Annotated in this window: 11 protein-coding genes and 1 pseudogene; 9 read left to right on the top strand and 3 right to left on the bottom strand. The window is 73.9% G+C overall.

The window, feature by feature from the left end:
• The first annotated feature begins 49 nt into the window (after window positions 1–49).
• The 4 genes and pseudogenes from STTU_RS20490 (at window position 50) to STTU_RS20475 (ending at window position 2,690) form a co-directional block, all read left to right on the top strand.
• Window positions 50–643 (top strand): VanZ family protein, encoded by a 594-nt coding sequence (locus tag STTU_RS20490; RefSeq protein WP_043255823.1) that lies wholly within the window; start codon window positions 50–52, stop codon window positions 641–643.
• A gap of 115 nt (window positions 644–758) precedes the next feature.
• Entirely contained in the window at window positions 759–980 is a 222-nt protein-coding gene (locus tag STTU_RS20485) for a PspC domain-containing protein (RefSeq protein WP_010261780.1), read from the top strand.
• 603 nt (window positions 981–1,583) lie between these two features.
• On the top strand, window positions 1,584–1,736 hold the full coding sequence (locus tag STTU_RS35575) for a hypothetical protein (RefSeq protein ID WP_234019279.1): 153 nt from the start codon (window positions 1,584–1,586) through the stop codon (window positions 1,734–1,736).
• A gap of 10 nt (window positions 1,737–1,746) precedes the next feature.
• Window positions 1,747–2,690, top strand: a pseudogene (locus STTU_RS20475) (ADP-ribosylglycohydrolase family protein).
• A 249-nt stretch (window positions 2,691–2,939) separates the two neighbouring features.
• On the opposite strand, the gene STTU_RS20470 reads toward STTU_RS20475, so the two are convergent.
• Window positions 2,940–4,109, bottom strand: coding sequence for an adenosine deaminase (locus STTU_RS20470; protein ID WP_010261787.1), 1,170 nt, complete (start codon window positions 4,107–4,109; stop codon window positions 2,940–2,942).
• 121 nt (window positions 4,110–4,230) lie between these two features.
• Between STTU_RS20470 and STTU_RS20465 the strand changes: the two genes are divergently transcribed.
• From STTU_RS20465 to STTU_RS34990, 4 genes are all read left to right on the top strand, one after another.
• Complete coding sequence (locus STTU_RS20465; protein WP_007826337.1) at window positions 4,231–4,980, top strand: hypothetical protein; 750 nt, start codon at window positions 4,231–4,233, stop codon at window positions 4,978–4,980.
• Window positions 4,977–5,456 carry a hypothetical protein gene (locus STTU_RS20460; RefSeq protein ID WP_078519014.1) on the top strand — a complete coding sequence of 160 codons (480 nt, stop codon included), beginning with the start codon at window positions 4,977–4,979 and terminating at the stop codon, window positions 5,454–5,456. Before STTU_RS20465 ends, STTU_RS20460 begins: the two co-directional genes overlap by 4 nt.
• Window positions 5,457–5,641: 185 nt before the next feature.
• On the top strand, window positions 5,642–6,862 hold the full coding sequence (locus STTU_RS20455) for a helix-turn-helix domain-containing protein (RefSeq protein WP_007826335.1): 1,221 nt from the start codon (window positions 5,642–5,644) through the stop codon (window positions 6,860–6,862).
• Window positions 6,863–6,916: 54 nt separating this feature from the next.
• On the top strand, window positions 6,917–7,708 hold the full coding sequence (locus tag STTU_RS34990) for an ATP-binding protein (protein WP_234019278.1): 792 nt from the start codon (window positions 6,917–6,919) through the stop codon (window positions 7,706–7,708).
• Window positions 7,709–8,167: 459 nt separating this feature from the next.
• Here STTU_RS34990 and gdhA read toward each other — a convergent pair whose 3' ends face one another.
• A complete protein-coding gene (gene gdhA, locus STTU_RS20440; RefSeq protein ID WP_043255819.1) occupies window positions 8,168–9,499 on the bottom strand; it encodes an NADP-specific glutamate dehydrogenase in 1,332 nt (443 codons plus the stop codon).
• A 126-nt stretch (window positions 9,500–9,625) separates the two neighbouring features.
• Window positions 9,626–10,609, bottom strand: coding sequence for a LysR family transcriptional regulator (locus STTU_RS20435; protein ID WP_043255818.1), 984 nt, complete (start codon window positions 10,607–10,609; stop codon window positions 9,626–9,628).
• A 168-nt stretch (window positions 10,610–10,777) separates the two neighbouring features.
• On the opposite strand from STTU_RS20435, the gene STTU_RS20430 reads away from it, so the two are divergent.
• Window positions 10,778–12,049 carry an MFS transporter gene (locus STTU_RS20430; protein WP_007826328.1) on the top strand — a complete coding sequence of 424 codons (1,272 nt, stop codon included), beginning with the start codon at window positions 10,778–10,780 and terminating at the stop codon, window positions 12,047–12,049.
• Window positions 12,050–12,151 lie beyond the last annotated feature (102 nt).

Raw genomic sequence — 12,151 nt, 5'->3', positions numbered from 1 at the left:
CGGGGCGTGGGCCGGAACCGGGCGAGGCGGGGGGCGCGTCCTTGGGAACGTGCAGCAGCCAGGGCCAGACGGCGGGGCGCGGACCGTTTCCTACCGCGCGGCGGGAGTCGTACTCCTCGTCGCGCATCTGCTGTTCGTCGGCTGGTACGCGCTGAGGCCGCTCGACGTGCCGTGGGTGAGCGCGCCGAACACGACGCCGTTCGCGACGGTCCGCGCCGATCTGTCGCTCGGTTTCCCCGGCGCGGTACGGCCCCTGGCCGCCGGTCTCGGACTGCTCGCGCCGCTCGGGGTGCTGCTGCCGCTCGCCGGGGGCCGCGTCGCGGTCTCGGCCTTCGCATCACTGTGCCGCTCGACGCTGGCGGGCGGGGTGCTCGCGATGCTCCTGGAGATCGCGCAGACCGGGGTGCCGGGCCAGAGGGTGGACATCGACTCGGTACTGCTCGCGATCGTGGGGACGGCGGCGGCTCATCTCCTGGTCGTACCGGCGGTCCGCCGCAGGACCAGGAACCGGCGCGGGACTCCCTCCGAGGTATCCCCTCCCCTCCGCCCCGGGGAGGAGAACCCCGAGTTCTCCCCGGGGTGTCCCGGAGGGGTTTCTCAGGGTTCGACCCCGAGAATTCCCAGGGTCGGTACGGCACCTTAGGCGGATGCTCGTCCCGGTTCGTCCCCGTAGCGTGGAAGGTGTCGGGGGACGCGGAAGGCGCCCCCCGCCGGGGCCGGACGACGGCTCCGCACAGACATCGACGGAGGAGCCCACCATGAGCACCAGCACGTCCCTGGTCCGCCCCACGCACGGCCGCATGATCGCCGGCGTCTGCGCCGCCCTCGCCCACCGCTTCGGCATCTCCCCGACCACGATGCGCGTCATCTTCGTCGCGTCGTGCCTCCTCCCCGGCCCCCAGTTCCTCGTCTACCTGGCCCTCTGGCTCCTCCTCCCGAACGAGAAGAAGTCGAGCGGCTCGGCACACCCGGCGTGGTGAGGCGGGGCAGCGCGCCCCGGGCCGGGAGGGGATTGCCTCCGGCGGGACGCGGCCCCCCTGCGACAGGGGCGGCAGAACCGGCGCGGCGGCGGCACGTGACCGAGTGACGTCGGCACGGACGACCGCACATGATGCCGACGGCGCCCCGTGTCAGAGGCGGGCCACTGTCCGCCTCACCGGGTGCCCAGTGTCCTGAGTCGTGGGTCTGCTCGCTGTGACAGAGCGGGATGTTGCCTGGCCCGAAGCTGTCGCCGCTGGAGTGGTCCGATCACGAAGGCCGGGTGCCGCACGGCTGGTCGCGCGAGCAGTCCGCGTCGGGTCGTGCGAGCCGTCGGCGGCTCACGCACTGGTGCTGCGGCCGAAGATCATGTCGGCGTGCGCGGAGGGCCTGCCGAACGCGCGGGTCGCGGGGGATCCGGGCGTCTCGCGAGAGACGGTATGCGAGCGGCGGTCCCGGTTCGCCGCGAACCGGCTGGAGAACCGGGCGGACCGACCACGTTCGGGGTGACCGCGAAGGATCACCGACGAGCAGGTCGCAGCCCTGGTCGCGAGGGCACTCGGCCGGGCGCGACTGACGGGTGACGCGCACGGCCGACACGTTCGGTGGCCGAGGCGGAGGGCGTATCCCAGTCGGCCGTCTCGCGGATCTGGCGGGCGTTCGGCGTCAAGCCGCACATCGTGGAGACCTGGAGGCTGTCGACCGACCCGCAGTTCGTGACCAAGGCCCGCGACGCGGGCCGCATCTCCCTCGCGTGAGCGTGCCGGGATGGAACGCCTGGAGCGGGTGGTGGGGGCTGTCGTCGGCTCGGCGGTCGGGGATGCGCTCGGGGCACCCTTCGACTTCGGGGAGGATGGCGCCTTCTCCGCGCGGTTCCCGGCGGCGGGGGCGGGCGGGGAGATGTGCGGGGGCGGCGGGTGGGAGCCGGGGAAGCCACTGACGACACGCAGATGGCGGTGCTGGTCGGGGAGTCGCTGCGGGAGCGGGGCGGGCTCGATCTGCCGGACGTCTTCGAGCGGTTCCAGCGGTGGGCTCGGGGCGAGCCCAAGGACATCGGGCTCGAGACGGAGGGCGTGCTGACCAGTGGCGACCCGTGGGATCAAGCCGCCGCGCGGCACTTCCAGGTCACTATCCGCGCCGCGGGGAACGGTGCGCTCATGCGGGCCGCCCCTTCCGCCGTCCGCTTCGCGGGCGCCGGGCGGACGGCCACGATGGACGCGGGCCGACGGCTCGCGGCGCTCACGCACGGCGACCGGGCCGCCTGGGAGGGCACGGCGATCTTCCACGAGCTCGTACGCCTCGCACTGAGCGGCGCCGACCCGCTCGCCGCGCTCCCGGAAGTCCTCGGCCACGTGCATCCCGGGCACCGCGAGTGGTACGCGACCGTGCTCGCCCCCACGTGGCACCCCGACGAGGCCACCGAGTTCGACGGCGCCGTCTGGCCGTGCCTCGGCTCGGCGGTGTGGGCGCCGCGCACGACGGGCGGCTTCGAGGCGGCGTTGCGGGCCGCGATCGATCTCGGGGGCGACACGGACACGGTGGCGGCGGTGACGGGCGGGCCGGCCGGGGCCCGGTACGGCGCCGGGGCGATCCCCGCGCGGTGGACGGAGCCCTTGCACGTTCCGCTGCCGGGGTGGGACGGGCGGGTGCTGCGGGCGGAGGACCTGCGACGACTCGCGGAGGAGTGGGGGGGGGCCACGCGGGGTGAGTGAGCGCTCACCCACTCGACCGCTGCTCCCACCCCGCGCTTCCGGCCCCGCAGACGCGCCCCCAGCCCCGCAAGCGCATCCCCCGGCCCCACAGCCCCGCAGGTGCTCCCCCGGGCCCGCAGGTGATCCACCGGGCCCGTCGGCGCATCCCCGGCCCCGCAGGCGCTGCCCCCGGCCCGCGCAAGCCCCCCCCGGCCCGTCAAGCGCCATCCGCGCCCCTCAGCGCCGCCCGTCGCGCGCCATCAGCTCACCTCAGGCCCCCTGGAAGAGCCATTCCGCGCGCAGTTCCGCGTAGCGCGGCTTGATGACCTCGTTGATCATGGCGAGGCGCTGGTCGAAGGGGAGGAAGGCGGACTTCATGCCGTTGGTGGTGAACCACTGGAGGTCGTCGAGGGTGTAGCCGAAGACGTCGACGAGGTGTCCGAACTCGCGGCTCATCGTCGTGCCCGACATGAGGCGGTTGTCGGTGTTGACGGTGCAGCGGAACTTCAGGCGGCTCAGGAGGCCGATGGGGTGCTCGGCGTAGGAACTGGCCGCTCCGGTCTGGAGGTTGGAGGTGGGGCACAGCTCCAGCGGGATGCGCTTGTCCCGTACGTACGAGGCGAGCCGGCCGAGCGAGACGGTGCCGTCGTCGGCCACGGTGATGTCGTCGATGATGCGGACGCCGTGACCGAGCCGGTCGGCGCCGCACCACTGGAGGGCCTCCCAGATCGAGGGCAGCCCGAACGCCTCGCCCGCGTGGATCGTGAAGTGGTTGTTCTCGCGCTTGAGGTACTCGAAGGCTTCGAGGTGGCGGGTGGGAGGGAACCCGGCCTCGGCGCCCGCGATGTCGAAGCCGACGACGCCGCGGTCGCGGTAGGCGTTGGCGAGCGTCGCGATCTCCAGGGAGCGCGCCGCGTGCCGCATCGCGGTGAGCAGCGCGCCGACCTTGATGCGCCGGCCCTCGGCGGCGGCGAGGCGTTCGCCCTCACGGAAACCGTCGTTGACGGCCTCGACGACCTCTTCGAGGCCGAGCCCGCCTTCGAGGTGCTGCTCGGGCGCGTACCGCACCTCGGCGTACACGACGCCGTCAGCCGCGAGGTCCTGGGCGCACTCGGAGGCGACCCGGAAGAGCGCGTCGCGCGACTGCATGACGGCGGTCGTGTGCGCGAAGGTCTCCAGGTACCGCTCCAGGGAGCCGGAGTCGGCGGCCTCGCGGAACCAGATGCCGAGCTTCTCGGGATCGGACTCGGGGAGCCCCGTGTACCCGGCGTCGCGCGCGAGTTCGGCCACGGTCGCGGGCCGCAGTCCGCCGTCCAGGTGGTCGTGGAGCAGCACCTTGGGGGCACGCAGGATCTGGTCGGCTGTGGGCAGTGCGCGGGCGGCCTTGACGGCACGGTCGGTGGCCGCGCCCGGGGTACCGGAAGGGCTGGGGCGTGTCATGGCGGCACTCTAACCGTCCGGCGCCTACGCGCGTAGACGAAGGGCGGGAAACGTGCGCCGATATCCAACAGTGACCGTGCGGACGGGCAGCCTCCGGTCTCGTTTCTGTCAAGGTTCATCCATGGCACAGCGAACGACGCCCGAGGACGGACCCCGCCTGGGGCGGCTGACGGGAGCGGGCCCGGAGGCGGTGAACGCCGTCGCCCTGGTGCTGCCCTCGCGTACCGGGCGCGCCGGGGACGGATTCGGTACGGGGGCGACGGTGCGGCGCCTGGCGCGGGCGCTCGCGCGGCGCGGCGCGAGCGCGGGGCTCGCCACGTACACCGTGCGGGTGCCGGGCGGCGGGGACCCGGTGGAATCGGCGGAGCGGGCGGCTCGCTGGGCGGCGGACGAGAGCGTGCGGCGGCACGGCGACGTGCCGCTCGCGCTCGCGGGCGCGGGCAGCGGGGCCCGCGCGGCGCTGCGCGCGGCCGGGCACGAGGCCGTCACGACGGTGCTCGCGCTCGCTCCCCGTCTCCCCGAGGACGACGACCCGGCGGCGGAGCCCGAGCCGGTCAGGCACCTCGCGGGCCGTCACGTCCTCCTCGTCCACGGCACGGACGACCGCCGCACCGACCCCGAACTCTCCTTCCGCCTCGCGGAGCGCGCGAAGAAGGCGAACCGCGACGTGTGCCGCTTCGAGGCCCACACGGACGGCCACTCCCTGCGCCGCTACCGCTCCGAAATCCTCGCCCTCTCCTGCGACTTCACCCTCGGCTCGCTGTGCGGCCTCCCCTACGCCCGCACGGTCGAGGACGCCCTGGCGGCCCCGCCGCCGCTGGGCCTGCGGATGCCGCTGGCGGCGGGATTCGGGGAGACGCTGCGGGGGTGACGCCGGTGCTGACGACGGCGCTCGCGGTCCTGGGCACGCTGCTGGGCGCGACGGTGACGGGCTTCTTCCAGCATCTGGCGGCGGGCCGTACGGAGCGCGCGGCGGCCCGCGCCCGGTCGCGGCAGGACGCGCTCGACGCGGTGGCGGACCTCGTCGCGGCCGACTCGGCGCACCGTCAAGCGCTGCGGATGCGCCTGGAGGCCAAGCTCTCCGGCACGGCGACCGACGCCGAACTCTTCGAGCTGCGCACGGCTTCGCACGTCACGAGGGCCGCCACGAAGCGCCCGTACGCCCTCGTCCGCCTCCTCGTCCCGGACCCCGGGGTGAAAACGGCGGCCGACACGATGATCACAGCCACGTACGACATGGCGGACGCACGCACTCCGGACGAGCTGGACACAGCGCAGAAGCGGTCCCGCACGGCCCACGACCACTTCATCGACACGGCGGCGGAGTTCTTCGACACGGAGCGCTGAGGCGAGCGGGGGCGGGAGCGGCGCCCGCGCAAGGGGCGTAGGCGGGCGATGCGCCTCGCCCGCGCTGCGGGCTTTCCGCTCCACCCGCTCCTGACGGGCCGGTACCTTCATGAATACGGCGGTCCGCGACCAGGCATGCCGCCGCGACTGAGATCCGCACCGCACGGCGAAAGGGACGTGGCGTGATGCCCGACGAGGCGCAGGAGATCGGACGGCGAGTGCGGCGGGCGCGCTTGCGACTCGGGATGCCGCAGGCCGACCTCGCGGCGGCGCTCGGGAAAACGCAGGGATGGGTCTCGCGGGTCGAGCGAGGGCACATCGAGCTCGACCGGGTGAGCCTGCTCAACCAGATGGCCGCCGAACTCCACGTTCATCCGAACGACTTGATCGGCCGCCCGTACAACACCTCGCCCGCAGAGAACCAGTGGCAGGCTGCTGCCGCGTCGATCCTGCGCGAACTGCGGCGCTACGACCTCGTCCCGGTCTTCGACGGCACGCCGCGCGACGCCGCCCGCCTGTGGGAGGAGACGGCCCGGCTGCACCGCTTGCGGGACGCGGCGGCGAACACGTCGATCCTCCGCGTACTGCCCGATCTCCTGCGGGAGGCAAGGGCGTTGGCCGAGATCAGTGACGGCCGGGAACGCGAGGAGGCGTACGGGGTGTACGCGGTCGCCTGCAAGTTCGCGCACACGGCGGCGCACGCGCTCGGGCACCCCGAGCTGATCGCGATGACGTGCGAGCGTGCGGCCTGGGCGGCGGCCCGCTCCGGGGACCCCGTACTCCCCGCCGTGACGGACTGGATGCGCGTGTGGGACATGTGGGCCACGGCCGACTGGCACGACGCGCTGGCACTCTCGGACCGGGCACTGGCCCGGGTACAGCAACAGTACGAGAGTGGAGAGCAGTTGGCGGTACGCGTATGGGGCTCCCTGCAACTGCGGGCCGCCGTTTCCGCCGCCAGGGCCGGGAGCAGGACCGAGGCAGAGGAACGCGTCGCGCACGCCAAGGACGCCGCGGCACGCCTGAGCACCCGTCCCGTCCACGACCGCCACTCGCTCACCTTCTCGCCGGGCAACGTGCACCTCCACGCGATCAGCGTCGCCATGGAAATGGGCGATCACACAAGGGCATTGACCATAAACCGCCGCACTCCACCGGCCCTCGTCGAAGCTCTCCCGCATTCCCGCAGGGGCCACCACCACATGGACCTCGCCCGCGCGTGGATGTGGGACGGCCACCGCGACAACGCACTGCGCGAACTGGAGACGGCCGAGCGTCTCGCCCCCCAGCTCATCCGCAACCACCCCCTCGCCCGCGCGACCCTCCGCACCATCGTCCACGCCGAACGCGCGGCCACGCGCGAACGCCTGCGCAGCATGTCCAACCGCTTCCACCTGGACGGATAAGCCCGTATTCGCCCTGTTCATATTCACGTACGCACGGTCGTCGACACTGCCGTCATGGCAGACATGACGGGGCATCAGCCCCAAAATTGGCAATCCCTCGCACCCCCGGTCGGCTCCCCCTTCCGCCCCCGCCTCGGGGACCTGGCTCTCGACCTGGCCAAGGACGGCCGCATCGGCGTCGTGGTCGACATCCCCGGCGATACCGCGTCCTCGTACCACCTGCGGGAGCCCGGCGGGGGCGGCGACTGGCGGGCTCCCGGGACCGGGGCGACGCTGCGGCCCGTAGCAGTCCCCGTCACGCACGTGACCCTGAGAAGGGCGGAGCCGGTCCTCGACCGCAGGGCGCGGCAGGTGGGCCTGGCGGTCGGCGTCCACCACGAGGACGGCCACAGTACGGACTCCCTCATGGTTCTCTTGTGGAAGGAGGCGAAAGACCTCTGTCAGGCGCTCACTCGCATGGTCGCCGAGGCTGCTCCGCCTGTGAGCGCCGAACTTCCTCGTACCGCCGAATCGGCGGCCACCGCCCGCATGTTGATCCGCGAAGTGCTCACCTACTGGGACCTAGCCCACCTCACCGAGCCCGCCGCCCTCATCATCTCCGAGCTGGTCGGCAACGCGGTCACGCACACGGAGGGCGGCGTGATCCGCCTCGCCGTGAAGAAGCTCGATGTCGAAGGCGTGCGCATCACCGTCTCGGACTGCTCCCACGCCCGCCCTCTCCCTCGCACGCCGTGCCCCGAGGCGTTGAAGGGGCGCGGACTCACCCTTGTCGACGCCTTCGCGTCGGCCTGGGGGACGGATCCGGAGCCCGAGGGCAAGCGGGTCTGGGCGGAGGTACGGGCGTGAGCATCCCGCACCGTGAAGAGTGCCCGCGTTGCGTCGAGTTGAGGCGTGCGGAGCGGGCCGCCGAAGCCGTGGGGGACCACTCCCGTGCCACGGATTGCCGCGTGCTCGTCAAGCGGCATCCGCATCATCCGCCCCGCGCTTCCGCGTGTGCGCGGGGCGGACCTGCCGCGGCTCTCCGCGTCGGCCCTCCCGGTCCCCCGGCGGGCGCCCCTCGGGCCGCCGTGCTGCCCCTCCGCGCCGGATGCCCCTCGGGTCGCCCGACTGCTGGGGCCGCCGCGGTCCGCGCCGGACGCCCCCCAACGCCGCCCAGCCGCTAGGGCCGCCGTCCACGCCGGACACCCCCCAACGCCGCCCAGCCGCTAGGCCCGCCGTCCCCACGCCCCCCCAACCCCGCCCGGCTCCTGGGGCCGCCGTCCCCGCGCCGGACGCTCCTCAGGTCGTCCGGCGCGGAGGCGGGTGTCAGATCAGGCCCTGGGCCAGCATCGCGTCCGCGACCAGTTCGAAGCCCGCGATGTTCGCGCCGACCACGTAGTTGCCGGGGGCGCCGTAGCGCTCCGCCGTCGTGTAGCAGGAGTCGTGGATGTGGCGCATGATCCGGGCGAGGCGCTCCTCCGTGTAGGCGAAGGTCCAGGAGTCGCGGGAGGCGTTCTGCTGCATCTCCAGGGCGCTCGTGGCGACGCCGCCCGCGTTGGCCGCCTTGCCGGGGGCGAAGGCGACGCCCGCCTCCTGGAAGACGCGGACGGCTTCCGGGGTCGTCGGCATGTTGGCGCCCTCGGCGACCGTCTTCACGCCGTTGCGGACGAGCGTGCGCGCGTCCTCCTCGGTCAGCTCGTTCTGCGTCGCGCAGGGCAGCGCCACGTCGCAGGGGACGTTCCACACGCCCGTCCCGGGGACGAAACGCGCGCCGCGGCGCTCCGCGTACTCGGAGATCCGGCCGCGCCGCACCTCCTTGATCTCCTTGAGCAGGGCGAGGTCGATGCCCTTCTCGTCCACGACGTAGCCGTCCGAGTCGGAGCACGTCACGACGGTCGCGCCGAGCTGCTCGGCCTTCTCGATCGCGTAGATCGCCACGTTGCCCGAGCCGGAGACCGCGAGCGTCTGTCCGTCGAGGGACTCGCCGCGGCTGCGCAGCATCTCGGCGGTGAAGAGCACGCAGCCGTAGCCGGTCGCCTCGGTGCGGGCCTGGGAGCCGCCCCACGTCACGCCCTTGCCGGTGAGCACGCCGGACTCGTGGCGGTTGGTGATGCGCCGGTACTGGCCGAAGAGGTAGCCGATCTCCCGGCCGCCCACGCCGATGTCGCCCGCGGGGACGTCGGTGTACTCGCCGATGTGACGGTGCAGTTCGGTCATGAACGACTGGCAGAAGCGCATGATCTCGGCGTCCGAGCGGCCCTTCGGGTCGAAGTCCGCGCCGCCCTTGCCGCCGCCGATGGGCATCCCGGTGAGCGCGTTCTTGAAGATCTGCTCGAAGCCGAGGAACTTCACGATGCCGAGGTTCACCGAGGGGTGGAAGCGCAGTCCGCCCTTGTACGGGCCGAGCACGCTGCTGAACTCGACGCGGAAGCCCCGGTTGACGTGGATGTCGCCGGAGTCGTCCGTCCACGGCACCCGGAAGGCGATCTGCCGCTCCGGCTCGCAGAGCCGCTCGACGATCCGCGCGTCGACCAGCTCGGGACGCCGTTCGAGCACCGGGTCGAGCGTCTCCAGGACCTCGCGCACCGCCTGGTGGAATTCGTGCTCGCCGCGGTTGCGGCGGAGGATTTCGGCGTACAGCGGCTCGACAAGAGTCATACGGACAACCTTCCGTGGGTCGGCATCGCGCGTGTGGAGGCGCCCCGTCCCGGGGGCGCCGACGGTCCCCCTCGCCATTGAGGACGTCCGTGGTGACACTCGTATTGTCCCAACAGCACGCCCTGTTTACCCCTCCCCCCTCGGCAGCAGCCTCCCCCGCCGCCCCAGGAGGAACCGCTTGAAGGCCGCGACGGGCGCCGTGTCCGGGGCCCCCTCGCGCCAGGCGAGGCCGATCTCGCGCACGGCGCGGGGCGCGGTGATGCCCAGCTCGACGACCCCCGGGCGGGGAACGGCCGGCGGGGGCAGCAGGGCGACGCCGAGACCCGCCGCGACCAGCCCGCGCAGCGTCTCCGCCTCCTCCCCCTCGAAGGCGATACGGGGCCGGAAGCCCGCCTCCGCGCACAGGTCGTCGGTGATCCGGCGGAGCCCGTAGCCCGGTTCGAGCGTCACGAACGTCTCACCGGCCGCCTCCGCGAGCCGCACCCGGCGGCGCGGGGCCAGGGGGTGGTCGTCGGGGACGACGAGATGGAGGCGCTGTTCGTCGACGCGGCGGGCGACGAGGCCGGTCTCCTGGGGCACGGGCGAGGTCAGGCACAGGTCCAGCCCGCCCGCGCGCAGGCGTTCGAGCATGGCCTCGCCGTAGTTCTGCACGAGCGAGAAGCGCACGCCCGGGTGGTCGGCGCGGAAGGCGCGCAGGAGACCGGGGACGGTCTCGGGGCCGAGCGTGTGCAGGAAGCCGAAGGCGACCTTGCCCGCCGCCGGGTCCGCGTCGGCCCGTACCTCGTCCGCCGCCCGCTCCACCTCGCCGAGCGCCCGTTCCACGCCCGCCAGGAACGTCCGTCCGGCGGGGGTGAGCGCGAGCGTCCTGCCGCGCCGCGCGAACAGCGCGACGCCCAGGTCCTCTTCGAGGCGCGCGAGCGAACGCGACAGCGTGGACTGCGGCATGCGCATCTCGTGCGCGGCCCGCGTCACGTGCTCGCTGCGGGCCACGCCCGCGAAGTGCGCGAGGCGCGGGGCGAGCACGGTGGCCCAGGACTCGGGATCGAGCGCGGCGAGGGGGCGGGAGGGCGGCTCGGGGCGCGGGGGGAGCGGCGGGGGCGGGCTGGTCACGGGCGTCCTCGGCGGGGTGCGGCACGGATACGGCGGGGCGGGGGCGGAGATCCGGCGGCGGTCCGCACCGTCCCGTACCGCCTCCTGCCTGCTGTCATGCTGCCATGGATCGGTTTCGGCGTTTCCATGCATTGGACGCATGAGTGCGGGCCTCCGTACGTTCGGCTCATGCCCGCCGTCAGTACCGAGGCGCCCGAGGCCCCGCGCCCGGACGCCCTCCGCCCCGTCACCCGCCCCGCCTCCCCCGCCCCCGATCGCCGTCTGCGCCCCGGCGGTCCCGGCTTCCGGCGGATGTCGCTCGCGCTCTTCCTCGCGGGCGTCGCGACCTTCGCGCTCCTCTACGCCACGCAGGCCCTCCTCCCGCTCCTCTCCGCCGACTTCCACGCGAGCGCGAGCGACACGAGCTGGACCGTCTCGGCCGCGACCGGTGCCCTCGCGCTCGCCGTCGTCCCGCTCAGCGCGCTCTCGGAGCGCTTCGGGCGGCGCACGATGATGACCGCCGCGCTCTGCGTCGCCGTCCCGCTCGCCCTCCTCGCCCCCTTCGCCCCGACCCTCGGCACCCTCATCGCGCTGCGCGCCGTCCAGGGCGCCGCGCTCGCCGCGCTCCCCGCCTCCGCGATGGCCTACCTCGCCGAGGAGGTACGGCCCAAGGCGCTCGTCGCCGCGATCGGGCTCTTCGTCGCGGGCAACAGCGTCGGCGGCATGAGCGGGCGCGTCCTGACCGGCTGGGTCGCGCAGTGGTGGGGCTGGCGCGCGGCGGTCGGCGCGGTCGCGGTCCTCGCGCTCGGCTGCGCCCTCGCCTTCCGCGCCCTGCTCCCCGCGCCCCGTCACTTCACGCCCGCGCCGCTCGCGCCCCGCGCGCTCGTACGGACCGTGCGCGGCCACCTCGCGAACCCGCTGCTCCTGCGCCTGTACGCGATCGGCGGGCTCTTCATGACCGTCTTCGGCGCGGTCTACACGGTCATCGGCTACCGCCTCGCGGCCCCGCCACTCGCGCTCCCGCAGGGCCTCGTGGGCTCGGTCTTCCTCGTCTACCTCGTCGGTACGGGCTCCTCGGCCGCCGCCGGACGGCTCGTGCGGCGCACCGGGCGGCGCGGCGCGCTCTACCTCGCGGCGGGCACGACGGCGGCCGGGCTCCTCGTCTCGCTCGGCGGCCCGCTGTGGTGCGTACTGCCGGGGCTCGTGCTCGTGACGGCCGGTTTCTTCGCCGGGCACGCGGTCGCCTCCTCGTCCGTGAGCGACACGGCCCGTACGGGACGCGCCCAGGCGTCCGCGCTCTACCAGTCCGCGTACTACCTCGGCTCCAGCCTCGGCGGCACGCTCGGCGCGAGCGCGTACCACACGGCGGGCTGGAGCGGCACGGTCCTCCTCGGGCTGCTCGCGGTGGCGGGCGTCGTGGGCGTGACGCTGGTGGGGACGGTGACGGCACGGCGGGCGTGAGGGGCGCGGCGAGCGTGAGGGCACGGCGGGCATGGGCGGCACGGCGGGCGTGAGCGGTGTCGCGGCGGACGGGGGCGGCACGGCGGGCGCGGGCGCTGTCCC

The organism is Streptomyces sp. Tu6071 (assembly GCF_000213055.1).
GTDB classification, from domain to species: Bacteria; Actinomycetota; Actinomycetes; order Streptomycetales; family Streptomycetaceae; genus Streptomyces; species Streptomyces evansiae.
Note: the sequence above shows the minus strand (reverse complement) of the source record. Positions and strands in the feature narration are given on the sequence as shown.